At 57.8% G+C, this 25410-nt stretch carries 26 protein-coding genes; 13 read left to right on the top strand and 13 right to left on the bottom strand.

The window, feature by feature from the left end; genetic code table 11:
* Positions 1-145 precede the first annotated feature (145 nt).
* The 3 genes from FCN80_RS14475 to FCN80_RS14465 all read left to right on the top strand — a co-directional run bounded on the left by FCN80_RS14475 (position 146) and on the right by FCN80_RS14465 (position 2272).
* Positions 146-979 (top strand): shikimate 5-dehydrogenase, encoded by an 834-nt coding sequence (locus FCN80_RS14475; protein ID WP_136990873.1) that lies wholly within the window; start codon positions 146-148, stop codon positions 977-979.
* A gap of 352 nt (positions 980-1331) precedes the next feature.
* Positions 1332-1808, top strand: a complete 477-nt coding sequence (locus FCN80_RS14470; RefSeq protein ID WP_136990872.1) for a cucumopine synthase-related protein — start codon at positions 1332-1334, stop codon at positions 1806-1808.
* Between the two features lie 38 nt (positions 1809-1846).
* Positions 1847-2272: a hypothetical protein gene (locus FCN80_RS14465; RefSeq protein WP_136990871.1), complete on the top strand. Its 426-nt coding sequence runs from the start codon at positions 1847-1849 to the stop codon at positions 2270-2272.
* A gap of 44 nt (positions 2273-2316) precedes the next feature.
* Here the strand turns inward: FCN80_RS14465 and FCN80_RS14460 are convergent, their stop codons facing one another.
* A complete protein-coding gene (locus FCN80_RS14460; protein WP_136990870.1) occupies positions 2317-3327 on the bottom strand; it encodes an alpha/beta fold hydrolase in 1011 nt (336 codons plus the stop codon).
* 152 nt (positions 3328-3479) lie between these two features.
* On the opposite strand from FCN80_RS14460, the gene FCN80_RS14455 reads away from it, so the two are divergent.
* Positions 3480-4118: a TetR/AcrR family transcriptional regulator gene (locus FCN80_RS14455; protein ID WP_136990868.1), complete on the top strand. Its 639-nt coding sequence runs from the start codon at positions 3480-3482 to the stop codon at positions 4116-4118.
* Between the two features lie 88 nt (positions 4119-4206).
* Here FCN80_RS14455 and FCN80_RS14450 read toward each other — a convergent pair whose 3' ends face one another.
* From FCN80_RS14450 to FCN80_RS14395, 12 genes are all read right to left on the bottom strand, one after another.
* Positions 4207-4632 carry a VOC family protein gene (locus tag FCN80_RS14450; protein WP_136990867.1) on the bottom strand — a complete coding sequence of 142 codons (426 nt, stop codon included), beginning with the start codon at positions 4630-4632 and terminating at the stop codon, positions 4207-4209.
* 19 nt (positions 4633-4651) lie between these two features.
* Positions 4652-5695 (bottom strand): PDR/VanB family oxidoreductase, encoded by a 1044-nt coding sequence (locus tag FCN80_RS14445; protein ID WP_170975397.1) that lies wholly within the window; start codon positions 5693-5695, stop codon positions 4652-4654.
* A 19-nt stretch (positions 5696-5714) separates the two neighbouring features.
* Positions 5715-7073, bottom strand: coding sequence for a type III glutamate--ammonia ligase (gene glnT / locus FCN80_RS14440; protein ID WP_136990863.1), 1359 nt, complete (start codon positions 7071-7073; stop codon positions 5715-5717).
* 37 nt (positions 7074-7110) lie between these two features.
* Positions 7111-8097, bottom strand: a complete 987-nt coding sequence (locus tag FCN80_RS14435) for an aldo/keto reductase (RefSeq protein ID WP_136990862.1) — start codon at positions 8095-8097, stop codon at positions 7111-7113.
* 37 nt (positions 8098-8134) lie between these two features.
* Positions 8135-9298 carry an aromatic ring-hydroxylating oxygenase subunit alpha gene (locus FCN80_RS14430; protein ID WP_136990860.1) on the bottom strand — a complete coding sequence of 388 codons (1164 nt, stop codon included), beginning with the start codon at positions 9296-9298 and terminating at the stop codon, positions 8135-8137.
* 90 nt (positions 9299-9388) lie between these two features.
* The gene (locus FCN80_RS14425; RefSeq protein WP_136990859.1) at positions 9389-10444 is read right to left on the bottom strand and encodes an LLM class flavin-dependent oxidoreductase; all 1056 of its coding nucleotides are present in this window, start codon (positions 10442-10444) and stop codon (positions 9389-9391) included.
* A complete protein-coding gene (locus tag FCN80_RS14420; protein WP_136990858.1) occupies positions 10444-11337 on the bottom strand; it encodes an amino acid ABC transporter permease in 894 nt (297 codons plus the stop codon). Before FCN80_RS14420 ends, FCN80_RS14425 begins: the two co-directional genes overlap by 1 nt.
* Before the next feature lie 169 nt (positions 11338-11506).
* Positions 11507-12286, bottom strand: a complete 780-nt coding sequence (locus FCN80_RS14415) for an amino acid ABC transporter ATP-binding protein (RefSeq protein ID WP_136990857.1) — start codon at positions 12284-12286, stop codon at positions 11507-11509.
* Positions 12287-12336: 50 nt separating this feature from the next.
* Positions 12337-13110, bottom strand: a complete 774-nt coding sequence (locus tag FCN80_RS14410; RefSeq protein ID WP_136990856.1) for an SDR family NAD(P)-dependent oxidoreductase — start codon at positions 13108-13110, stop codon at positions 12337-12339.
* Positions 13100-14797 (bottom strand): FAD-dependent oxidoreductase, encoded by a 1698-nt coding sequence (locus FCN80_RS14405; protein WP_136990854.1) that lies wholly within the window; start codon positions 14795-14797, stop codon positions 13100-13102. Before FCN80_RS14405 ends, FCN80_RS14410 begins: the two co-directional genes overlap by 11 nt.
* Positions 14798-14817: 20 nt before the next feature.
* Complete coding sequence (locus tag FCN80_RS14400) at positions 14818-15711, bottom strand: ABC transporter substrate-binding protein (protein ID WP_136990853.1); 894 nt, start codon at positions 15709-15711, stop codon at positions 14818-14820.
* 531 nt (positions 15712-16242) lie between these two features.
* On the bottom strand, positions 16243-16578 hold the full coding sequence (locus FCN80_RS14395; RefSeq protein ID WP_136990852.1) for a DUF2002 family protein: 336 nt from the start codon (positions 16576-16578) through the stop codon (positions 16243-16245).
* 312 nt (positions 16579-16890) lie between these two features.
* Between FCN80_RS14395 and FCN80_RS14390 the strand changes: the two genes are divergently transcribed.
* The 9 genes from FCN80_RS14390 to proX all read left to right on the top strand — a co-directional run bounded on the left by FCN80_RS14390 (position 16891) and on the right by proX (position 25279).
* The gene (locus FCN80_RS14390) at positions 16891-17205 is read left to right on the top strand and encodes an ElaB/YgaM/YqjD family protein (RefSeq protein WP_136990851.1); all 315 of its coding nucleotides are present in this window, start codon (positions 16891-16893) and stop codon (positions 17203-17205) included.
* A gap of 343 nt (positions 17206-17548) precedes the next feature.
* Positions 17549-17785: a glutaredoxin-like protein NrdH gene (nrdH, locus tag FCN80_RS14385; protein WP_136990850.1), complete on the top strand. Its 237-nt coding sequence runs from the start codon at positions 17549-17551 to the stop codon at positions 17783-17785.
* Positions 17786-17787: 2 nt separating this feature from the next.
* Positions 17788-18201, top strand: coding sequence for a class Ib ribonucleoside-diphosphate reductase assembly flavoprotein NrdI (nrdI, locus tag FCN80_RS14380; protein ID WP_136990849.1), 414 nt, complete (start codon positions 17788-17790; stop codon positions 18199-18201).
* Positions 18180-20333: a class 1b ribonucleoside-diphosphate reductase subunit alpha gene (gene nrdE, locus FCN80_RS14375; RefSeq protein ID WP_136990848.1), complete on the top strand. Its 2154-nt coding sequence runs from the start codon at positions 18180-18182 to the stop codon at positions 20331-20333. The genes nrdI and nrdE overlap by 22 nt, the downstream gene beginning before the upstream one ends.
* Before the next feature lie 20 nt (positions 20334-20353).
* On the top strand, positions 20354-21325 hold the full coding sequence (nrdF, locus tag FCN80_RS14370; RefSeq protein ID WP_136990847.1) for a class 1b ribonucleoside-diphosphate reductase subunit beta: 972 nt from the start codon (positions 20354-20356) through the stop codon (positions 21323-21325).
* 450 nt (positions 21326-21775) lie between these two features.
* Positions 21776-22990 (top strand): glycine betaine/L-proline ABC transporter ATP-binding protein ProV, encoded by a 1215-nt coding sequence (gene proV / locus FCN80_RS14365; RefSeq protein ID WP_373880338.1) that lies wholly within the window; start codon positions 21776-21778, stop codon positions 22988-22990.
* Complete coding sequence (locus tag FCN80_RS26840; protein WP_230492679.1) at positions 22983-23171, top strand: hypothetical protein; 189 nt, start codon at positions 22983-22985, stop codon at positions 23169-23171. Before proV ends, FCN80_RS26840 begins: the two co-directional genes overlap by 8 nt.
* A 20-nt stretch (positions 23172-23191) precedes the next feature.
* Complete coding sequence (gene proW / locus FCN80_RS14360; protein WP_306767882.1) at positions 23192-24127, top strand: glycine betaine/L-proline ABC transporter permease ProW; 936 nt, start codon at positions 23192-23194, stop codon at positions 24125-24127.
* A 150-nt stretch (positions 24128-24277) separates the two neighbouring features.
* Positions 24278-25279 carry a glycine betaine/L-proline ABC transporter substrate-binding protein ProX gene (proX, locus tag FCN80_RS14355; protein WP_136990844.1) on the top strand — a complete coding sequence of 334 codons (1002 nt, stop codon included), beginning with the start codon at positions 24278-24280 and terminating at the stop codon, positions 25277-25279.
* The last annotated feature ends 131 nt before the right edge of the window (positions 25280-25410 follow it).

The raw sequence follows: 25410 nt of genomic DNA, 5'->3' as shown, positions 1-25410 counted from the left end.
CGGTCGATAATGAGAGAGTGATATCGTTATGATGATGTTCCGGAATGGGATTCGATGCTTACATGCAGTGTAGTACCGCTTGGCGGTTATGCCAGTGGTGCCGAATCGCGAGGGTTTTAGAGTATACTGACCGGCGGATGATAACATGACTAAGGTAACCGCCATGAAGATCAATAAAGACACCCAGCTGTGCATGTCATTAGCCGGCCGTCCGGGCAACTTCGGTACCCGGTTTCATAATTTTCTTTACGAACAGCTCGGCTTGAATTATCTCTACAAAGCCTTCACCACCCGGGATCTTGCGGCCGCCATCGGCGGAATACGCGCGTTGGGCATCAGGGGATGCGCCATATCCATGCCGTTCAAGGAAGCCTGCATTCCCTTTCTCGACGAGCTGGATCACTCGGCCAAAGCCATCGATTCAGTCAATACCATTGTTAACACCGACGGTTATCTGAAAGCCTACAACACCGATTACATCGCGGTGGAACAGCTTATCCGCCAACATCAGCTTGATCCGCACATGCCCTTCGCCCTGCGCGGTAGCGGCGGCATGGCCAAGGCGGTGGCCGCCGCTTTTTATCAATCCGGCTTCAAGCAGGGCGTGATTATCGCCCGTAATGCCGAAACCGGCCGGCGACTGGCCAGTCTGTATGGGTATGACTGGCAGGGGGATGATCATGATCTGCAGGCCGCGTTGCTCATCAATGTCACGCCGATCGGTATGGCCGGCGGCGCGGAAGTCGACGCGCTGTCTTTTACCGAACAGCAGATTGAACAGGCCGACGCGGTGTTCGACGTGGTGGCGCAACCAGTGGAAACGCCCCTGATCGTCCATGCCCGCGCGCGGCGAAAAACAGTGGTCACCGGCGCGGAAGTTATCGCCATTCAGGCGCTGGAACAATTTGCGCTTTACACCGGCATCCGCCCCGATCACAACCTGGTGGCGCAGGCCGCCGCCTACGCGCGCGGTGAATAAGCACGCCCTCTGCGCCGCTCGCGCGCGGTAAACCAACGCCATGAAACGGTGAAGTCCCCTTTGCCGTTTCTGGGCGCGTTTTTGCGACAAGTCCATTGCCGCCGCCTTTAACGGGCCTTTTGACCATAGGAGAGTTTTTGTCGCGTTCTTCCCCTTGTCGCCGCCTTTTTCCCCTGGTGCAATGCCTGCACTGTTTTCAGGCAGTGGAACGGCACGCGCAAACAGCCTGTCAGCACATCTCTTTAATAATCTGATTTCACGGATCATTTTACCTTCATCGCATTGGCACATTCTTTGCTTTTTAATTAGTTAATTAATTAACAGCAATATCATTAGCCAAGGAGAACACCGGATGACGGTAGATGAAGTGATTGCGCGTTTCGAGCAGGAACGCGAGAAAATTTGGTTCGAGCAGCCCGACGAGGTACGGGATTTAGGCAGAGGCGTTATCCCTCGCGGTACCGGCTCGCGGGGACAATATCTGAGCACGCTCATCTTTGCCGAAGGGGAAGCACGCACCATGGCCGACGAGATGCTGTGGGGGCTTATCCGCGTGGCGGAGGACACCGACGCCGATCTGGCGACCCTGCAAGCGATCATCAAGGAAATCATTGGTTATAAAGCGGATTTTTTTGATTTCGTCAGTCTGCCCCACGCCGCCGGCATGATTCATCTGTACGTGGAAACCGCCTGCCAATGCGCCACCCTGGATGAACTCTGCCGACTGTCCCACGCGGCCTTGTCTTACGCCAACCGTCTGCATATGTGGGTGGATTTCGTCCTGCCCTGGGGTCTCGGCGACGGTTTTCGCCGGGTCAAGTCCGCCTGAGTGGCTAGTCCTTATTCAGAGAATCCATAGGAATCCGCATGAAACTAAGAATGAACGTCGCCGATGAACCCATTTGCGTTATCGAAGTCTGGGAAGACAAAGTCCCGAATCTGGCTCGGGAACTGCGCAATAAACTGCCGCTGAAAAGCGTGCTGCAACACGGTAAGCTCATCGGCGACATGGTGTTTTTCACAATGCCCATCGTCGCGCCCTGGGAAAACAAATACCGAACCGAAGAGGTGGGTAAAATGCGTCGGGAAAAATACGGCAAATGCACCGGTTCGGTGTGTTTTTACAGCCCCCGCCAGCAATTCTGCGTGGTATATGGCGATGATACCGCTGAAGAACCCCTGCCGATTTCCTATATCGGCGAGGTGATTGAAGGGGAATTGCCCTTGCGTGTCACCGGGTTGGAGACCTGGTTCGATCAGGGACGGGTGGTGGAATTGGAAATCATTGAATAGCCCGCCGGTCGCCAAGACCGGGCCGCGTCTTGGCGTCAAGCTTTTCACGCGCCGGCCAGCAGTTCCGCCATGGCGTGTTCAATAACCGCCGTCTCGGCGGCGAATCGGCCGGGGGCGCCGGCGCAATGGCCATAGGGGGATAACAGCGGACGCCAACGGGCGTTGGATAGCGTCAGGTATTCCTGTCGGGCTTCTTCCTCGGTAAAGTACTGATCAGTATGACAAGGCATCACGATAGTCCTGGCCCGGATAGCGCGCAGCCCCGCTTGCGTTTCCCCGCCGAATGCCGGTTCGCGGCCGATATCCCCCTGCTGCCAGGTATGCAGCATGCATAACAAATCGTTGGCGTCCCATTGGCAATGATCGCGCTCCCACGCGCGCAGTAAATCTTCCAGCGTGGCGAAATTCAGTCGGGTATACAACCGGTCGCGAAAAAAGGCGGCCGAGTAGGCCCAGCCGGCATAGCAGCGGCCGAAGGCGGCCAATCCGGCCTCGGGCGGGCGGGCATAATGGCCCTTATCGAACGTCGCATCGGCCATTAACGCCGCTTTAATCCCCTCCAGGAAAACAGAGTTCAGCGGCCAGCAACGGGCGGTGCCGCATATCGGCAGAAACGCCGCGACCCGTTGCGGATAAAGCGCCGCCCAGTGCCAGCCCTGCATGGCGCCCATAGACCAGCCGGCGATCAGCGCCAGGACGGCGACGCCAAGATGTTCGATCACCAGCCGATGCTGCGCCCGGACATTATCGCCGATGGCGACAAAGGGAAAGCCAGCCCCGCCCTGGCGGCGGGAGTTACTGGGCGAACTGGACAGGCCATTGCCGAACATATTGACGGCGATGATGAAATAGCGCGCCGGATCCAGCGCCCTCCCGCTGCCTATCATGGCCCGCCAGGAACGGTGGGTGCCGGTATACCAGGAAGGCAGCAGGACGGCGTTGTCCCGTCGGGCATTCAGCCGGCCGTGCGTCTCGTAAGCCAGAAAGCCTTCCCGCAACACCTCGCCGGATTGCAAGGGGAAATCCCCCAGCGGATAGTGTTGGTAGTCAACCATATGTCCTCCCGTGTCGGTCCGCCCCGCGACCTAGTTAATTAATCAGATAGTTAACTTGTTGCCGTTTCGCCGGCTGTGATAGAATTTCTCCGTTACGTCACCCTTGTCATCCATCATGACAAGACTACTTGGCATAGGCCGCAACCTTCCTTATGAAAAAAATCGCAACCGAAGATAAAAAGCTTCAGGCCAAAAACGGCAAAAATCCCCAAAACGATGTCGCGGCCATTTTGCAGGACTCGGCGCTGGAGTTGTTCGCGCAGCAGAATTATTCCTCGGTGCGCATTAAAGACATCGCCGAGGCCACCGGGTTAAATTCCGCGTTGATCTATTATTATTTTGGCTCCAAAGAAAATCTGTTTCTTAAAGTCATTGAATCTACAGTGGAAAACGCCTTCGAGAAATTTGACTCAATAAAAATGAACGCCTCGGATCCGAAAGAGGTGCTGTTCCTCTGGATTCAAATCCATATTTTGGAATTTTATCTGATGCAAAAGCTGGCGAAAATCAGCCTTGATTATGCCAGCACCAACGGCCGCACGCCGGCGATCGACAAAGCTATCCGCAAATTCTATGAGAAAGAATCGGTGGTGCTGAAAAATACCCTGAAGGACGGCATCAACGCCGGCGTCTTCCGGGAAGTCAATCCGGTGGATATGGCCATGTTTATTTCCACTTTCCTCGACGGGGTATTATTTCGTACCGTTATGTTTCCCAAATTCAAATACAAACATGCCATTAACTGCATGCGTGAATTCGTCTTTGAACATCTTGAGGCCAAACCCACCTGATCAATGCCGCTTCCGATATTGTCCCGTCACACGTCAGATCGCACCTGCGTTGGCCGGGATGGGTATTCTCCTGTCCCGGCCCTTGCGGCTATTTGGCGAACAACTGGCCAATATCCTTGAATGCCTTGAATTCCAGCGCGTTCTGACAAGGGTCGAGCAAAAAGAGGGTGGCCTGCTCGCCCACTTGCCCCTTAAAGCGGATGTAAGGTCCAATCACGAAGTCGGCGCCCCGCTCAGTCAGGCGTTTGGCCAGCGCCTGCCAGTCGTCCCAGGCCAATACCACGCCGAAATGCGGCACCGGCACATCATGACCATCCACCGGATTGGTGTGGACCTGCCGCTGGCTGGCAGTTTGCGGATGTTCATGTATCACCAGTTGGTGGCCGAAGAAATTAAAATCCACCCACTGTTCGCTGCTGCGTCCTTCCTCGCAACCGAATATTTCCCCGTAGAAATGGCGGGCCGCGGCCAAATCGTAAACCGGAATGGCCAAATGAAAGGGTGCCAGAGACATAATATGCTACCTCGTGTTGTCAAAACTCAAGATCAATGACCAGGGTTGCCGAACGGGCGCGGGAACAACATAGCAAAATCTTGTCGTTCGCCGCCTTTTCGCTGGCGCTCAGATAATCGTCGCGATGATCGGGAATACCCTCTATTACCGCCGCCAGGCAGGTGCCGCACACCCCCAGGCCGCAGGACGTTTCCACCGCGATGCCCGCCTGCCTCAGCGCCCCGGCAATGGTTTCTCCGGCGCCGACCGGGATGATCTCGCCGGTGGCGCGAATTTTCACCGCAAAGGGGGTTTCGCCGGCGGGCTTTGGCGGCGCGAAGGATTCGCAATGGCAATCTTCCGCCGGCAGCCCCAGCGCCAGACACTGCCCGGCGACAGTCTGCATAAAACCGGCGGAACCGCAGTAATACAGCTGGAATTGTCCATCGCGCCGCCAGTCTTGTAGGGTCCGCGCCAGGGACCCCGCCCACCCGGGCTGGTCGCCGCCATCCCCCGCGTCGACATCGGGATTGGCGCCAATGCGCGCGATGGGGTCGGCCGGGTCGGCGGCGGCGGCCGACAGCAAACCGATATCGGCAACTATAGCCGCATAGGCCGGTTCTTCGGCGAAAGCCCGCAAGGTCTCGGCGCGGCCGGCATAATACAACCGATACGGCAAGCCACGGCGTCGCAAGTCCAAAGCCATCGGCAAGAGCGGCGTGATACCGATACCGCCGGCCAGCAGCAAAACCGGGCCGGGACGATTGCGTAGGGGAAAATGGTTACGCGGCTCGCCCACGGACAAACCGGTCCCCGGCAACAAGCATTCACGGATAATCCGACCGCCGCCTTGCGAGGGGCGGGCGGCCAGCACCGCCAGCATGTATTCGCGCCGGCGCGCCGGATCGCCGCATAAGGAATAATATCGCGTTAACCCGCCCGGCAGATACAGCGGGATATGCGCGCCGGCGGTAAACGGCGGTAACGGCCCGCCGTCCGGCCGGGCCAGCGTCAGGATGATCACGCCCCCGCCCGCGTCCCTGCGCCCCGTCACCGTCATAGGGAATACATTTGCTTGTTTCATCGCGAAGCCGAATCCTGCGTTAGAAAAGTGTGCTGTACTGATCGATTTCCCATTGGCTGACATGCAGATGGTAGTTATTCCATTCCTGCATTTTGTATCTCACGAACTCATCACGTAACGCGGTGCCGAGCGTCGCCTCGACAAACGGGTCCTCGGCAAAGGCCTCCACCGCCTCCAGCAGATTTTGCGGCAGGAAATCAATGCCCCTGGCTCGCCGTTCGTGTTCGCTGATGGCATAGAGATTGTCTTCGTTGGGATCCCGGGGATCGATTTTCTCGCGGATCCCTTCCAGCCCGGCGGCCAGCGCCAGGGTGGCCGCCAGATAGGGGTTCACCGCGCCGTCGGCATTGCGCGACTCGCAACGGCCGCCGCCGGCCGGTACCCGTACCGAATTGGTCCGGTTATTGGAACCATAGGAATTGAACACCGGCGCCCAGGAGAAGTAGCTCATCGCGCCCTGGCGAACCAGGCGTTTGTAGCTGTTGACGGTAGGCGCGAACGCCGCGCATAGCGCCCGGCCGTGTTTCAGCAGACCGCCGATAAAATGGTAGCCGGTTTCGGACAAACCCAGCCCGCGGGGATCTTTTTGCGATGCGAACACATTGCCGCCATCGGCCAAATCATAAAGCGACATGTTAAAGTGCGCCCCGGTGCCGGTTTTGTTGGCGAAGGGCTTGGGCATCATGGTGGCCAGCAGCCCCAATTCCTTGGCATAGTGCTTGGCCATGAAGCGGAAAAAGATAAACCGGTCGCAGGTGGTCAACGCATCGGCATAATTAAAATCGAATTCAAACTGGGAGTTGCCGTCTTCATGGTCAAGGGAATATAAATCCCATCCCAGGCCGTTAATGGCGGAGGACATTTTGTCCAGCCAGGGGAACTGGTCGACGAAACCACGCAGATCGTAGCAGGGCTTAGTCAGTTTATTATCCCGATCGGGCACCGTCAGCCGCCCACCTTCGTCCTGTTTGAGCAGATACACCTCGCATTCGATGCCCAAATGGAAACCGAACCCCATGCGGTTGGCCTCGGCCAGCGCATTCTTCAGCGCCACCCGGGTATTCAACGGATAGGGCTCGCCCTTGAACGCATTATCCGCCGGCATCCAGGCGATTTTCGGTTCCCAGGGCAGTTGAATGATATGCCCGAGATCCGGCACCGACGTCAACTCGTCCTCATTGGGCAACTGTCCCAGCCCGTCCAGGGCATAACCGGTATACCGCTCGGAGCCGGCCGCCATCTGGCCGAGATGCCCAAGAGGCACCACCTTCCCTTTCGGCACGCCGTGGATATCCACATAGGCGCCCATGCAATACTCCACTCCCAAGTGTTGCAACTGTTCTGCGATCTCTGCGATCTGCTGGCGATTTTTGTTCATAATAGACTCTGCTTGCTAACAAAGAGGTTGTCCCGCATCAGGTATGCTCCACGACCTGATGGGGAATATAGGGCGCTTCCATGGCGGCGATTTCATCGGCCGTCAGAGCCAGCTCCGTCGCGGCGGCGGCTTCGGTCAGATGGTCGAACGCGGTGGCGCCGATAATGGGCGCCGCCACCTGTGGTTTGGTAAACAGCCAGGCCAGGGCCGCCTGGGCCTGGGATATGCCGCGTCCGGCGGCGACCTCGGTCACCGCTTCAATAACGCGGCGATCCGCCTGTTCGGTGGCCTGATAAAGGAACCGGGCATAGCCGTCATCGGCGCCGCGTCCGGTGGCGGCCGCCTGCTGCCAGGGGCGGGTAAGCCGTCCCCTGGCCAGCGGGCTCCACGGCGTCACGCCAACGCCTTCGTCCCGGCACAGGCCAAGCATCTCCCGCTCTTCCTCCCGATAAAGCAGATTGAGATGGTTTTGCATGGCGATGAAGGGCGTCCAGCCATGTTGCCGCGCGACATGCTGCGCCTTGCAAAATTGCCAGGCATACATGGACGATGCGCCCAGATAGCGGACTTTGCCCATTTTCACCAGGTCGTGCAGCGCCTCGAGGGTTTCTTCCAAAGGGGTGTCATAATCCCAGCGATGGATCTGATAGAGATCGACATAATCCGTCTGCAAACGCCGCAGGCTGGCGTCAATCTCCGTCATAATCGCCTTGCGCGACAAGCCCTTGGCATTCGGCCCCGAACGCATGGGGTTATAGACTTTGGTGGTGATGACCACGTCTTCGCGCCGGGCGAAATCCCGCAGGGCCCGGCCGAGAATTTCTTCGCTGTGCCCGTGGGAGTAGGCATTGGCGCTATCAAAAAAATTGATGCCGATATCCAGGGCCTGTTGAATGAACGGCCGGCTTTGCCGCTCATCCAGCGTCCAGCCATACCCGCTTCGTTCCGGCTCGCCGTAGGTCATGCAGCCCAGACACAGTGCGGAAACCTCCAGTCCGGATCGCCCAAGTTTGACTATTTTCATGCAGTTTACCTTCCTGTATTGATCGTGCCGCCGCCGTTCAGATTCGGGTACGGATATAGTTGGCCAAATGCCAGACCGTGGTCTCGAGATGCCCCAAACGCCCAGATTGCGCCAGACGCGAGGCGCTGCCCCGCTGCTGGGCGGCGTTGATCTCCAGGTCCTCATCAATAATGGACAGGCTGGCGTTCTTCATGGCGGCGGCGGTTTGGGCGAAGTCGGGCTGCCCGGCCGAGGCTTTTGAAACCAGCACCAGACGATGCCAGACCGTCATTTGCCGATTGACGGGCAACAGCGTGCTGATGCTGAGCCTGTCGGGATTGAGGCCTATCAGGCAGGAGGGATAAATCAGCAGCAGATGGATTTCCCGCATCTCCTGCTCGCTGAACCCTTCCAGGGGAATCAGGCCTTCGGTTAGAACTTCGGACAGTTCGCCGTTTTTGCGTAGCGGCTGGTGACAGAAGGTCCAGCCGGGACCGTCTTCGCCGATATAGCTCAGACGTCCGGGGAAACTCTCCTCAAGCGTGGTGCGATGCACGGCGGAGTGGTGGTAGCACTCCATAAAGGTTTCCACCGCCATTTTCCAGTTGAACGGGCAATCGTAATCCAGGGTATACGCCGTGGTCAGGTCCGCCACCTGGAATCGGTCGAACAGGGCGTTCAAGGGTTTCAGCCGCTGGGCGAGGGACTCGACCTGCTCGGAGAACGTGATAAAAATCATGCCGTGAAAAATTTCGCTGCGAATCACCGGCAGACCACACTGGCGCCGATCAAACTGCGCCGCCTGATTCATATAGGGCGTGCCGACAAGCCGCCCGGCGATATCGTAGGTCCAGTTGTGGAACGGACAGACAAACGCCTTGGCATTGCCCTGGCCGTTGACAATCGGCGCCCAGCGGTGCAGGCACACCGCCGACATAACCCGGACGCCCTCCGGGTTGCGCACCGCCACCAGCGGTTCGTTAACGATATCCAGGGTAAAATAATCGCCGACCTCGGGGATCTGTGAGACATGGCCGATAAACAACCAATCACCACGAAAGATCTTCGTTATTTCATGATTGAAAAAAGCATCGCTATGATAAGCCTCCGGCGGCAAGGTGGCGGCCAAGGCCGGATCGGCGGATTGCTGCTGCTTGATTCTTTCCACAATTAACGCGCAATCGTCCACGGCGCAATCAATTCGCTGTGAATATACGGGCATATTTCCCCCTCTCTAATAACAGGGCAAGTCGAATAAGATGACGTTGCGTCATTCCAGTTTTTCGTATTGCAATTCGCCGGCGGAGCCGTATTAGCTATTCACGGTCACCTTACCCAGCGCTTTTTCCAATAACGGAATGACTTCCAGGCCGAATTTTTGCAATGATTGCCGAGCGTCATGTATCGGCATATCGCCGAATTGGAAAAAACAATTATAATGGGACGGATTCAGATCTTTAACTTCGCGGATAATCCGCTCGGCGACATAATGCGCATCGCCGATAATCAAATTATCCCGAACCGTCGATGCTTCTGGCTCGCCGGCAAACGCCGGCGCTTTGATAAAGGCGCCCTCCGTCGCCAGGCCTTTATCGTGCAGGGCGGCGATCATCCTGGCGACAAACAAGGCGCGTTCAGCCGCGGCCAGCGCGGCCCGTTTACTGTCGGTGACGTGGATATATTGCTGCACCGCCACGGGTGTATCCGCCGGCAGGCCGGCTTCGCGCCAGGAACGGCGGGCATCGTCCACCATGGTTTTCAGCCGTGGCGAGCCGCGCCAACCGGCCGTCATAAACGCGGTCGCCCGCCAGCGCTGAAAATGCCCGAGCAATTGCGGATTCGTGGTGGTGATAAACAGCGGCGGAAGCGGTTTTTGCAATGGACTTAACAAAAATTCCGTGGTCATGGGCGCCCCCCGCCGGGAAACCGTATGGGTCCGGCCGGTGGTCAGCGCCGCTTCAATCATTGCCCAATGTTCAAGAAGAAGGCGATTGCGTTCTTCCACATCAACGCCATAGCGATCAAATTCATAAGCCTGGTAACCGCTGCCAATCCCCAACACCAGCCGGCCGTCGGTCAGCCGATCCACCAGCGCTATCTCCTGCGCCAGACGCATCGGCTGATAGAGCGGCAAAACGATAACCGCCGTACCCAGCCTGATTCGCCGGCTATGGCCCGCCATATGCGCGGCCATTAACAGCGGCGATACGCTGACGGAATAATTGGTGAAATGGTGCTCGGCGAACCAGGCGGTATCAAAACCCAGTTCTTCCGCCAAACCCACCATGCTGCGCATATCATTGATGACGCCCTGGATCCCTTGCGGGTTATCCTGGTAGGACATCAGATTAAATAACCCAAGTTTCATCACCGCCCCTTACGAAACGCTTTTTCAATCCGAACTTGTACCCAGCTCAATAACGTGGTGGCGAGCAAATACCAGATACAGGTCACGATCAATAACGGTATATTTTCAAACGTCCGTGAATAGATTGATTGCGCCGAATACAATAAATCCGATAATGAAATAACGCTCACCAGCGAGGTGGTTTTCAACATACCGATAACTTGATTGCCGGTCGGCGGAATAATAAAAGGGATCGCCTGCGGCAAAATAATGCGTCGCAGCCATTGTCCCTTATTCATTCCCAGGGCGCGCGCCGCCTCCTGTTGTCCGTTATCCACCGATGCGAGACCGGCCCGGACGATTTCCGCCATATACGCCGCCTCATTCAGACCCAATCCCAAAATCGCCGCGGTATAGGGCGTAATAAGATCGTTCATGCTGCCTTGATAAAGGGTAAACACATGCGGTATGCCGATATACGCCTGCGGATAAAGCGCGGCCAGGTTATACCAGAAGATCAGTTGCACCAGCACCGGCGTGCCGCGAAAGAACCAGATATAACCGGAACTGAAACGCGACACCAATGGATTGGCGGATAACCGCAGGGTGGCAATCGCCACCCCCAGGGCCACCGCCAGCAACATAATCACGGCCGTCAGCCAGACCGTTACCCACAATCCCGACAAGATGATCGGCGAAAACAGGTATCGACCGACAATGGGCCAGCCGAAATTGTCGTTGGAAACCATGGATTGCGCCAGCAGGAACAACAACAGTACGCATACCGTCGCCGAAATCCACCGCCCGGGATAACGGTTAGGCACCACCACCAGATTGTCGTGGGGAAACTGTTTTTCCTGTCCGGCGCCAATATGCGGCGCGCGCAGGAGTCGGTATTGCTGATTATCTGACATTGCCTCTCTCTCGGCTTCAGGAAGATCGGGGGATGGCCGCATATTATTAATTAATCAGTTAATTAATAATATGCGCTTACCGCTCCGCGCTGTCAATAAAAAAACAGCCACGGATTTAATTTTTTAATTAAAACTTTATCATTTAAAAACAACAATATACTTTCTATACTCATTGAGACAAATACTTGGATAAAAACGCGCGCGTGCGCGGATGTTGCGGCGAGCGGAACATATCCGCGGGCCGGCTCTTTTCGATGATGGCGCCATTGTCCATAAAAGCCACGCTGTCGCCCATTTCCCGGGCGAACCCCATCTCATGGGTAACCACCACCATCGTCATGCCGTCTTTGGCCAAATCCCGCATCACATCCAGCACTTCCCCCACCAATTCCGGGTCAAGGGCGCTGGTCGGCTCGTCAAACAACATCAGCGTGGGCCGCATGGCCAGCGCCCGCGCGATAGCCACCCGTTGCTGCTGTCCGCCGGAAAGCTGGGCGGGATAAGCGTTCAGCCGGTGAGATAGCCCAACTCGCGCCAACAGCGCTTTCCCCTGTTCCAACGCTTCGTTACGGGGCATTTTCCGCACCCGCAGCGGCGCCTCGATCACGTTTTCCAGCGCCGTCATATGAGCGAACAGATTGAATCGCTGAAAAACCATGCCGATCCCGGCGCGTCTGCGGGCAATCTCCGCTTCCTTCAGTTCGTAGAGCTTATCGCCCACCCGTCGGTATCCCATCAGCTCGCCTTCCACATACAGGGCGCCGCCATCGATTTTCTCAAGATGGTTAATGCAACGCAGAAAAGTCGATTTGCCGGAGCCGGACGGACCGATAAGACAGACGACTTCGCCCCGGCCGATAGTAATATCCACGCCTTTCAGAATTTCATTGCCATGGAAATGCTTCACCACCTGATAAGCGGCCACCGCCGGTAGGGTCGTGTCAGTCATCCTGATTCCTCTGTCTTTAAAGAAAACAATCGGGTTCGCGCCCACGGCCGTCAACGGGTCATATACCAGGTACACAGCCCCCCGCCATCCACCGCCAGCATATGCCCGGTGGTATAGGCCGCCCCGTCCCCAAGCAGATACAACACCGCCGCGGCCACGTCTTCCGGCGTCCCGGCGCGCCTGAGCGGCAGGCGGGCCACCTCGTCGGCCAATTGCGGCTCGTCCCGCTGCCAATGGTCGCCGGCTTCGCGGATCGGTCCCGGACTGACGCCGTTCACGCGGATACCGTAATCCGCCCATTCCACCGCCATCTGCCGGGTCAGGTTGGCCACCGCCGCCTTGGCCGGGCCGAACGCGCCGGCGCCGGGATAGCACCGGTGGGCCGAGGCGCCGGCGATATTGACAATGACGCCGCCTCCCTGACGGCGCATGTGTTGCGCCGCCGTCACGGACACCGTAAAACATCCGGTCAGATTGACGTCAATCACCCGCCGCCAGTCCTCGTCGCCCAGGCTTAATAAATCGCCGGCCGCAGTGGCGCCGGCATTATTCACCAGCATATGGACCGCGCCGAAACAGGCAATCGTCGCCGCAATCTGCCGGACGACCTGCTCCCGGTCGGCGATATCGCCATAAAACGCCTCGGCCCGGCCGCCGCCGGCGCGGATTTCCGTTAACAAGGCGTCCGCCGCGACGCGATCCCCCCGCACCAGTAATGCAATATCGGCGCCAGCTTGCGCCACGGCCAGGGCGACCGCGCGACCAATGCCCTTTGAGCCGCCGGTAATCAGCGCGGTCCGTCCCGCCAGCGGTTTATTGTTCATCGAATGTTGTCTCTCTGGCGGAATAAAGGGCGCGGCCGGCGCCTTGCGCCAGGGTGCGGCCGCAGATATAGCCCCAGGTCAGATTGGGGCCGAGCGTGGTGCCGGCGCCGACGCCCCGGGTACCGATGGGGTTGGCCATCGCCACGCCGGCGCAAAACAGGCCTTCGATAACCGCGCCGTCTTCATGCATCACCCGGCCGAATTCATCGGTGCGCGGCCCCCCTTTGGTGGCCATGAAGGTCCGATTGAACGGCACGGCGATAAACGGCGGTCGCCGTATCGGCAGCATGCCGCCCCGTAAGCGACGATCGCCTTGTCCGTGCCCGGCGACAAGATGGCGCTGGAAGTCCTCGTCGATGCCGCTTTCACACAAAGCGTTATAGCGCGCCACCGTCCGATCAAGGGTATCCGGCGGCAAATCCAGTTTCACGGCCAGACCGGCCAGGGTATCGGCCCGCCGCAGCCAGCCCTTGGCGCGCAGGGCATAGGCCAACAGCAGGGGGGCCCGCCACAGTAACCGGACATCGGCGATAAGCCAGGCGGGGAGATGCCGCGGCAACTGATCCCCATCGTCGCGCCTATCCAGCGCCTCGCCCAGATTAAAAGCGAATTCATTGGTAAAACGTCGTCCGTGGCGATTGACCAGGATAACGTTCGGCTCGTATTGAAAGAACACCGATAAGCCGTAGGGCCGGCCTTCATATCGGCCAGGCAGCGAACCGCTGATGGCGGCCTGGTCCATATGCGCCAGTCGCGCCCCCACGGCCTCGGCCATGCGATGGGCATCCCCTTCGTTGGTGGGGGGGCTGGAGATGGCGTCGAACGGGCCGGGAAAATGAACGGCCCGTCGCCGTGGATCCCATTCGAAACCACCGCTGGCCAACACGACGCCCCGGGCGGCCGACACGCGAATCAGACGCCCGTGCCGGGACGCCCAAGCCCCCACAATCCGCTGCGACGGGTCGGTGATAAGCTCCAAAACCCGCGTGGAGGTTTCCACCCGGCAGCCCTGGGCCAGGCAACCGGCCAACAGCCCGGTGATCAGCGCCGCGCCCTTGGTGCGGGTACCGGTCAGCCAGCGCGCCAATAACCGGGGCGCATAGCGGATTGCCGTACGCAGCGGGTGATGATAGATGTCCTCGCGGATCACCTCTTGGTAGGTATATATCTGCGGCAACGGCGACGCGCGGATGCGCCATCGGTTACCCAGCACCGCGCCGCGCAACGGCGCCGGCGTCACCATACGGCCGAAGGCGTTGGCGCCGTCGAACGCCATCAACGGATCGGCCTCCGGGGTGAGCTCAAAGCGCAACGGAGTATGGCTTTCCAAAAATGCCAGCATTTCCGGCGCGGAGCGGGCGAACGCCGCCCAAAGGCGATCTTCGCTTTCCCGCCAGCCGTCGGGCGCGGTGGCGCGCAGATAGGCCAGCGCCCGTTGCGGACTGTCTTCAACGCCACGGGCCAGCGCCAGGTGATTGGCGGGCACCCATATGGCTCCGCCGGACATGGCCGACGTCCCGCCCAACACCGCGGCTTTTTCCATGATCAGTACCGATAATCCCGCCGCCGACGCGGTCAACGCCGCGCTCAACGCCGCGCTGCCCGACCCCGCCACCAGAACATCGCACTCCAGGACCTGATCGGCGGCGGGTGGCCGCCCGCTGGCCGTGATAATGGATTCAGACATCGCCGATGATCGCCCTGGCGCTACATCGGTCGCGTGGTGAACAAATTGATGCCGGGTTCTTCCAGCATAACCGGCTGCAAATCCCATTTTTTCATGATGCGGGCATATTCGCCGTTGTCCCACAGGATTTTCAGCGCGCCAAGCAGTGCCTGAGCCAATGCCTGATTATCCGGTTTGACCACGATGCCCAGATAGTATTTCGGCATCAGCGGCATGGAGATCGTGCGGATGGGACGGGGAGCCGCTTTTTTGATTTCGGCGGCCGCGGCGGCGTCGTTCAAGACAAAATCGATACGGCCGGCGTAAAGCGCCAGCAATACGGCATCCGCCGATGGCAGTGTGGTGATGTTAATGGCCGGTTTGCCGTTTTTCACGCAGTTGGGCGAGAAAATTTCCCTGATCGCGTGTTCGAAATCGGTACCGGACTGTACGCCGACGTTGAGACCGCAGAGCGTCAGCGGATCGCTGGCAATGCTTTTATTTTCAGCCAGGGTATAAACTTCATTGGTGGCGTAGGCGTAGTTCACGAACGTCACCTGTTTTTCACGCTCCAGGCTGTCGGAGATACACTCCATGGCCATATCGTAACGCCCGCTCTTCACCCCTGGAATCAAACCGGCGAAATCAATGGATACCGGCTTGATGCCGACCCCCAGCACCTTGCCGATGGCATTCCACAAATCGGGTTCGAAGCCCACCATGGTTTTGTTATCGTCAGCGAAAACTTCGCAGGGCGGGTAATGGGCATCGGTAACCAGATGGATAACCCCCTGGCTTTTGATTTTTTCCGGCAATTGATCATGCAATGCCTTGTCCATGGCGAGCGGCCGCCCCTCGTCGGCATTGGCCGCCTGCCCCACAGCCAGGCCGGCGCATATCAATAGCAACTGGAGCAGCAGTGTTCTTTTTTTCATTTATCGGAACTCCTGAAACGTCTATTTGCTGAATAACTCGAGTAACATTGCGGCGAGTCAATAAAGCCGGGGGCATTCTCCCGGTGTCGGTCAAGAAAGTAGCAACTACCATGCCACTAATTAACTAATCAATTAATTAACTGATTAACTGACTAATTACCTGTTCATTGCGTCGATGGACCGGCGCGGGGTAAAAAAAGCGTGACCAGTCCCAGTACAAATGTTGCAAGTTTTCATCAAATTGGTGCGAAGTGTTATTATGGAGAGGACAGGCGGGCGTGGTTTTGCCCCGCGCTGGTTACCGCGCCCGGACCCGCCGACGCCATACCCCCGCCTACGTTGACGACCGGGAGAAACTTCCCGGCATGCCCCGTCCCGCTTGTTTACGTCGCGACAAGGTCAGGCCGGCGGTTAACCGACATTGAGCACGTCCGTCCCGGGCAAATCCGCGCCCCGGGATACCCGAAAGAAACAGCGGCCGAATGGGGTCCCACAGTCTGTCGCCTGTGCCGCGTCGGCGAAGGGTCGCCGTTAATTGAACATTTTTTGCAAGTACCGGTTTAACGAAGCGCGGGAACTGAAACCATGGGGAATACCGTAATGGCTGTCCGGCGCCCCATGGGGGTCGGCGGGGAACGCCTGGTAATAACCGCTGGATCGCACGGGCGAGGTCGGGGCGGCGAACAGACTGCTTTTCGCCTTTAACGCGGGATGCACCACCAAGGCGGTTCGACCGAACTTGGCCTCCCGGTTGACATAAACATAGTGATGGCCTTTCCGATAGCCGTAGCATTGTCGCGAAATATAATCTCTTTCAAAACCGGCATGTTCCAGTTCACGAGCGACTTCGTCGGGTCTTAAATACATTATTTGTCCTCTCTTCAGTCACGGTGAAGTGATTACAGCTAATGTAATCAGTTAGCGGCCCCGCCTGTAGACGGCGGCCTTTATTTCAGAATAATCCAAAAAACCATAACGTCCTGTCGTTTCGTTATCGTCAACACCTCTGGCAACCTAGGCGAACCGTGGTTTGCAATAGGATCCGGGCCGGTTTTCCCGCCATTGCCGAACGGACGGTTTCTCGTCACGGCCCGGCCTGGCGTTGGGCTTTTACCGGCAGGTCTCGCCAGTGTGGACTAAAATGTGATTACTGACTTTTATGACAAAAGGGAGAAACACATGTTTACCAAAGCCGAAAAAGACGACATCCAACGCGATATCAAAGACGATGTTTCTCTGTTAGCGGATACCTTGGATGAGTTGCTTAATACGTCGGAAAAAACCACCAAAGAACAGCTCGACGCACTGCGCAGCAAAGCCAAGGGCGTATTGAAAGACGCCCGTTCCCGTGCGGGCGGCAACGGCCGCCTGAGCCAATACGCACGGGACACCGCCATCCAGACCAAAAATTATGTGGTGGAAAAACCCTGGCAGAGCCTGGGCATCACGACCGCGGTAGGCATTATCCTCGGCGTGCTGCTTACGCGCCGCTAACCGCCTTTCCGGAGGGCGCCAAGGGGCGCCCCCGCCATTTACCGCCCTTCGCCTCAACCGCCGTCGCGGTTCAGACAGGCGGCAAACATATCGCCAGCCGCCATCCACCGCCAGCGTTCCCGCCCCATTCAAGAAGAGAGTCCTTGCGGAAAATTTACGTCGGTTAAAAAAAATCGCCTGACTGACTTGGCAGAACAGGGGCGTTAATACTATATATTGTATGGTTGATATCAATTACAACTACATATAGTATTTAAATCAAATGCTGCTTCACCCATTAGGCTCCTGTCCGCTAAAGGAGAGGAGAAGGGAACTAAAATAACTCGTGAGGTAAATACGAATCATGAGCATTATTATTTACACAAAGCCGGACTGCGTGCAATGCCATGCCACTTGTCGGGCGCTGGACCGCAAGGGCGTCGCTTACCAATGCGTCGATTTGATGGCTGATGGACGGGCGTGGGATCATGTGCGCTCGCTCGGCTATCGGCAGGCGCCGGTGGTGGAAACCGCCGACGATCATTGGAGCGGCTTTCGCCCGGATAAAATCGGCGCGCTGACCGCCGCGCTGGCGTCATGACGATGACGCCTTCCCTACCCGCCCTGGTTAATTTCTCCAGCTGTTCGGAGAATACCCACCGTTTTGTCGGCAAACTGCCGTGGCCGGCATGGCGAATTCCCTTGGCCGGCGGCCAGATGCCGACCCTGGATCGTCCCTATATCCTGATCACGCCAAGTTATGGCGGCGGCGGGGATCAGGGCGCGGTACCGCCGCCGGTGATTCGCTTTCTCAATAACGCCGTCAATCGCGCCTGGTTGCGCGGAGTGATAGGCGCCGGCAATCGCAGTTTCGGCGCGGCGTTTTGCCGGGGGAGCGATATCATCGCCCGTAAATGCCAGGTGCCGGTACTGCATCGTTTTGAATTACTGGGCACGCCGGAAGACGTGCGGCAGGTCTCTCTGGGAGTCACGACATGTTGCCAACGACAGAACTGAATACCGCCCGTCCCGGGCCGGAACTGGCTGATTACCACGCGCTGAATGCCATGCTCAACCTTTACGACGCACAGGGACGGTTGCAGCTCGATAAAGACCGCCAGGCCATCGCGCAGTATTTCGCGCAACATGTTCTACCCAACAGCCGGCGATTCGCCTCGCCGCGCGCCCGATTGGAGGCATTAACGGCGGAAGGCTATTATGAAGCAAAGGTTCTGGCGCCCTATGCCCCGGATTTCATAGATGAACTGTTCCGCCGGGCCGCGACCCGGCGATTCCGGTTTCAAACCTTTATGGGCGCGCTGAAATTCTACAGCGGCTACGCCCTGAAAACGTTTGACGGCCGCCAATATCTGGAGCACTTCGAGGACCGGGTCTGCATGGTGGCGCTGACTTTGGCCGCCGGCAATCCCGATCTGGCCCTCGATTTGCTGGACGAGATGCTCAGCGGACGGTTTCAACCGGCGACGCCGACTTTCCTCAATTGCGGCAAGCAGCAGCGGGGCGAGTTCGTTTCCTGTTTCCTGCTGCGTATCGAAGACAATATGGAGTCCATCGGCCGTGCCATCAACGCCGCGCTGCAACTGTCGAAGCGCGGCGGCGGTGTGGCCTTTATGCTGAGCAACCTGCGCGAGGCGGGGGCGCCCATCAAACGCATTGAAAATCAGTCGTCCGGCGTGGTGCCGGTGATGAAAATGCTGGAAGACGCCTTTTCCTACGCCAACCAGCTTGGCGCGCGCCAGGGCGCCGGCGCGGTTTACCTGCACGCTCATCATCCGGACATCATGCGCTTTCTGGATACCAAACGGGAAAACGCCGACGAAAAAATCCGCATCAAAACCCTGTCCCTGGGCGTAGTGGTACCGGATATCACCTTTCAGTTGGCCCGCGATAATCAGCCGATGTGTCTGTTTTCCCCCTATGATGTGGAACGGGTTTACAACAAGCCGTTTTCCCAGATAGCCATCAGCGAACGTTATCATGAAATGGTCGCCGATCCGCGCATTCGCAAGACCACTGTCGATGCCCGCCGTTTTTTCCAGACCCTGGCGGAAATTCAGTTTGAATCCGGTTATCCCTATATGGTTTTCGAAGATACCGTCAACCGGGCCAATCCCATCGACGGCCGGATCAATATGAGCAATCTCTGTTCGGAAATTTTGCAGGTGAACAGCGCCACGGAATACAACGAGGATCTGAGCTACCGGCGGGTGGGTAAAGATATCTCCTGTAATCTCGGCTCGCTGAACATCGCCCGCGCCATGGACTCGCCGGATTTCGGCCGCACGGTGGACATCGCGGTCCGCGCCCTGACTTCGGTGGCCGATATGAGCCAAATCACGTCGGTGCCCTCCATTGTCAAAGGCAACGATGAATCCCACGCCATCGGTCTCGGTCAAATGAATCTGCACGGCTATCTGGCGCGCGAGCACATTCATTACGGTTCCGAAGAGGGCGTGGATTTCACCAATATGTATTTCTACGCCGTCACCTACCACGCCTTGCGAGCCTCAAATCGACTGGCCAAAGAGCGTGGCAGGACATTCGCCGACTTTGGCCGGTCGAAATACGCCTCCGGCGAGTATTTCCGGCCATACCTGGAAAAGGCGTGGCGACCCGCCACCGAGCGGGTGCGCCAGTTGTTCGCCAAGGCCGACATAGACCTGCCCGACAGGGATGACTGGCTGGCTTTGCGGGAATCGGTCATGACTTACGGTCTGTATAATCAGAACCTTCAGGCGGTACCGCCGACCGGATCCATTTCCTATATCAACCACGCCACGTCCAGCATCCATCCCATCGTCTCGCCCATTGAGATTCGCAAGGAGGGCAAAACCGGACGGGTCTACTATCCGGCGCCCTATCTGGATGAAGATACCTTGCCCTATTACCGGGATGCCTATGAAATCGGGCCGGAAAAAATCATTGCTACCTATGCCGCCGCCAGCCGGCATGTGGACCAGGGCCTGTCTTTGACGCTGTTTTTTCGCGATACCGCCACTACCCGCGATATTAACAAAGCGCAGATAACCGCCTGGAAGCAAGGCATCAAAACGCTTTATTACATCCGCATCCGGCAAATGGCGCTGGAAGGCACCGAAGTCCAGGGCTGCGTTTCTTGCGCCCTTTGATATTTTCAGGAGGTTGAATCATGCATGCCGCAATATTGTCGCCAACGCTCAGGGCGGTAAACTGGAACCGTCTCGCGGACGAAAAAGATTTGGAGGTCTGGAATCGTTTGACCGCCAATTTCTGGTTGCCGGAGAAAATTCCGCTGTCCAATGATCTTTCTTCCTGGAAAACCTTATCGGCGCAGGAACAGCGGTTGACCATCCGGGTATTTACCGGCCTGACCTTGCTGGATACCCTGCAAAATACCGTCGGCGCGCCGGCGCTCATGGCCGATGCCGTAACGCCGCATGAAGAAGCGGTGCTATCCAATATCTGTTTTATGGAGGCGGTCCACGCCCGCTCTTACAGCTCGATATTCTCCACGCTTTGTCATACCGCCGAAGTGGATGCGGCTTATTGCTGGAGCGAGCAAAACAAGGCCTTGCAAAATAAAGCGGCGATTATTGGCGACTATTATCGACAAGAAGATCCGTTAACTAAAAAAATCGCCAGCGTATTTCTGGAATCTTTTTTATTTTACTCCGGATTCTATTTGCCGATGTATTTTTCCAGCCGGGCCAAATTGACCAATACCGCCGATCTTATTCGACTGATTATCCGCGACGAAGCGGTACATGGTTATTATATTGGCTATAAATTTCAACGTGCGTTGGCGCACTGCACCCCCGCGCGCCGGGAAGAAATCAAAGCCTTTGCCTATGACCTGTTGCAGGATCTTTACGAAAACGAACTGGTGTATAGCGAAGACCTTTATGGCGATATCGGCTGGCTAGAGGAAGTGCGGGCATTTTTGCATTACAATGCCAATAAGGCATTGATGAATCTCGGTTATGAGGCGCTGTTCCCGGCCGCGTTGGCGGATGTCAATCCGGCGATTCTGGCGGCGCTGGCGCCCAATGCCGATGAAAACCACGATTTCTTCTCCGGTTCCGGTTCTTCTTATGTGGTCGGTCGGGCGGTAAATACCGAGGACGAAGACTGGGCATTCTAATTACACATTAAATATTTCGAGTTGCATCGCGGCGGCAAGGAAGCGGCAAATTCGTCGGAGACGCATTTGCACCGTCCATGACGGACCGCGGTGAGAGACAGAATACCGCCGGTTCACTTCCTTCCCTAAGCACAGCCCAAAAGTCTCCTGAGGTAAATGAAGTCCGGCAATCGACAGGACTCATTCACTGCAACGGGGATATGGGAAAATACGCCATTCATAGACTATCCCGCTGAGTGTTATTAGCGCGGCCATTTTGTATCTGAAAAGCGCTGAGAAACAGGAACAAACAAGGCATGCGCAAAGATGCCAGACACTGACCGGGACCAAAATGGCGGGGGTATGATCCTAATGGGATGGGTTTAAGGGTTGCCTTATATGTCAAATATGTTAGGGTATAAGGCGTTTTATTCTAACAAAGGCCAATGTAGCGGATAAATTACATAGGAAATCGATAAATCAATGGCTGTAAAACTTGAGATAAAAAACCTTTATAAGATATTCGGCGAGCACCCGGAGCGGGTATTTAAGCTCATTCAGGCCGGACACAGCAAAGATACGATATTTGAAAAAACCGGTATGACGGTGGGGGTGAAAAACGCCTCTCTGGCGATTGAAGAAGGCGAGATATTCGTCATCATGGGATTATCCGGCTCGGGTAAATCCACATTGGTACGCCTCCTCAATCGTCTGATAGAACCCACTCGGGGCGAAGTCCTGATCGACGGCACGGATATCGCGCGGCTCTCCGACAAAGCCATGCGCGGCGTGCGGCGTAAAAAGATCAGTATGGTGTTTCAATCCTTCGCGCTGATGCCGCATCTCAATGTGCTGGACAACGCCGCATTCGGCCTGATGCTGGCCGGGGTGCCGCTGCGCGAGCGACAGTCCAGGGCGCTGGCCGCGCTGGAGCAGGTCGGTTTGGATAAGCAGGCGCAATCCTGGCCAGACCAACTGTCCGGTGGGATGCAGCAGCGGGTCGGCCTGGCGCGGGCGCTGGCCAACGATCCGGATATCCTGCTGATGGACGAGGCATTTTCCGCCCTTGACCCGTTGATCCGTGCGGAAATGCAGGACGAGCTGATAAACCTGCAATCCCAGCAACAGCGAACCATCGTGTTTATCTCCCATGACCTGGATGAAGCGATGCGCATCGGCGATCGCATCGCCATCATGCAGGGGGGAGAAGTCATTCAGGTGGGCACGCCTGATGAAATATTGCGCAACCCGGCCAATGACTACGTGCGGACCTTTTTCCGCGGCGTCGACGTCGGGCAGGTATTTTGCGCCGGCGATATCGCCCGGCGCAGTCCGGTATCGCTGTTGCGCAAAGCGCCGGGCTTCGGTCCCCGATCGGCGCTGCGGCTGTTGCAGGATGAAGATCGCGATTTCGGCTATCTGCTGGACCGCGACCGGCGTTTTCTCGGCGTCGTCTCGCTGGATTCGCTGAAAACCGCCGCGGTGGACGATTTGGGACTGGACCAGGCTATCATCGACAGCCCAAGCCCGGTGCCATCCGACACAGCCTTGAATGAATTGCTCATCTCGGTGGCCCAGGCGCCCTATCCCGTGCCGGTGGTGGACAGTCAGCGCCGCTATCTCGGCGTGATTTCCAAGGGCGGTCTGTTGCGGGCACTGGATCGGGAGGGCATGGCGCATGGATAACACAGTACAACCCACGGCCGCCGGCAATCCCTGGACCGACGCCGCGGCCCCGGCGCAACACGCGGCCGCCAACGCCGCCGGCAATCCCTGGTCCGACGCCGGGGCCCCGGCGCAACACGCGGCCACCAACGCCGCCGGCAATCCCTGGTCCGACGCCGCGGCCCCGGCGCCGACTGGCTGAACAACGCCGCCCCCGCGCCGGTGGAACATTTCAGTTTGCTGCATCCGTTCCATCACCAATGGATTCCGCTGGACAGTTGGGTGACCCAGGCCATCGACTGGCTGGTCATGCATTTCAGGCCCTTTTTCCAGGGCATCCGGCTGCCGGTGGATCTGGTGCTCGGCGGCTTCCAGCATATGCTGCTGGCTATGCCGGCGACGGTGGCGATTATCATTTTCTCGCTATTGGCCTGGCAAATCGCCACCCCGGCCATGGGTATCGCCACACTGGTGTCGCTTGTGCTGATTGGCGCCATCGGCGCCTGGTCCCAGGCGATGATCACCCTGGCGCTGGTCCTGACCGCGTTGCTGTTTTGCATGGCGCTGGGGTTACCGCTGGGTATCTGGCTGGCGCGCAATGATCGGGCGGCCAAAGTGATTCGCCCGTTACTGGACGCCATGCAAACCACGCCGGCCTTTGTCTATCTTGTGCCGATCGTCATGCTGTTTGGCATAGGCAATGTGCCGGGGGTGGTGGTGACCATCATTTTCGCGCTGCCGCCGGTGGTACGACTGACCATGCTGGGCATCCGGCAAGTTCCCGCCGATCTGATCGAAGCGGCCGGCTCCTTTGGGGCCAGTCCGCGGCAATTGCTGTTCAAAGTGCAACTCCCCCAGGCCATGCCCACCATCATGGCCGGCATCAATCAAACCCTGATGCTGGCGTTATCCATGGTGGTCATCGCCTCCATGATAGCCGTGGGCGGTCTCGGCCAAATGGTGTTGCGCGGCATCGGTCGATTGGACATGGGCCTGGCCGCCATCGGCGGCGCGGGTATCGTGATTCTGGCGATTATCCTTGACCGCCTGACGCAATCACTGGGGCACGGCAACCGCCGGCGCTCTTCTTATCGCCGGTTCACCGGCGGTCCTCTGGGCATGGTTATCCGGCTCTTCGCCGCGCGAACCGGAAATTAGCCCGTCAACCTTGACAAAATCATGCCCGCGCCGCTGCGGTGCGGGCCGCCGGCCGCCCTAACGGAATCACCGCTTCAAACGGGGCCGGTTCGCCGCTGCTCTTGCCGCGGCCGTTACCAGCCGGTGTCATCTTCACAACAAGGAGAAACTATGCGTTCTACCCTCTTTGGCGCCTCCACCATCGCCGCCCTGCTGCTGCTCCCCGCCGCCGCGTCCGCCGCCGACCTGCCGGGCAAAGGCATCGTGGTGCAGCCGGTGCAAAGCACATTGGCGGAAGAAACCTTCCAGACGCTGCTGGTGGACAAAGCCTTGGAAAAGCTGGGCTATCAGGTTAATCCCATACGGGAAGTGGATTATAATGTCGCCTACACGTCTATCGCCTCCGGCGACGCCACATTCATGGCGGTCAACTGGGATCCGCTGCATGCCGACCAGTACAAGGCGGCCGGCGGCGACGAGAAATTCTACCGCCGCGGCCATTATGTCGAAGGCGCCGCCCAAGGCTACCTGATCGATAAAAAAACCGCCGATAAATACCACATCAAAACCATCGACCAATTAAAAGATCCGAAGCTGGCCGCGCTGTTCGACGCCAATGGCGATGGCCGAGCCGATCTGGCCGGTTGTACGCCGGGCTGGGGCTGCGAGGCGGTCATTAATCATCAATTGAAAGCATATGGCCTGGAAAAAACCGTAGAACATAACCAGGGCAATTATGCGGCCATCATCGCGGATACCATCACCCGCTATAAAGAAGGCAAACCGATTCTGTATTACACCTGGACGCCCTATTGGGTCAGCGATGTTCTGGTGCCTGGCCGGGATGTGGTCTGGCTGCAGGTGCCCTTTTCATCCCTGCCGGGCGCGCAAAGCAAGATCAGCACCAAACTGCCCAACGGCGCCGATTACGGTTTCCCGGTCAACAGCATGCGGATCGTCGCCAATAAGCAGTGGGCCCAGGCCAACCCCGCCGCGGCCAAACTTTTCGCCATCATGAAACTGCCCATTGCCGATATCAATGCCCAGAACCTGCGGATGCACGAAGGCCATGCTTCGGCGGCCGATATCGAACGGCAAACCGATGGCTGGATCGCTGCCCATCAGCAACTGTTCGACGGTTGGGTGAAAACTGCCGCCGCCGCGACCAAATAGCGCCTCACCGGTCACGCCGGCAGGAATAAACCGCCGTCCCTTCCATCGGGGCATACCGGATGCCCGCGCCGCAACGGCGCACGCCGGCAAAGGCATGGACCGGGTTTATCCTTGTGGGTAAAAACGGCATA

The organism is Martelella alba, assembly GCF_005217455.1.
Taxonomy (GTDB): Bacteria; Pseudomonadota; Gammaproteobacteria; order Enterobacterales; family Enterobacteriaceae; genus Acerihabitans.
The sequence above is the reverse complement of the archived record's forward strand: the minus strand, read 5'-3'. Positions and strand labels throughout refer to the sequence as shown.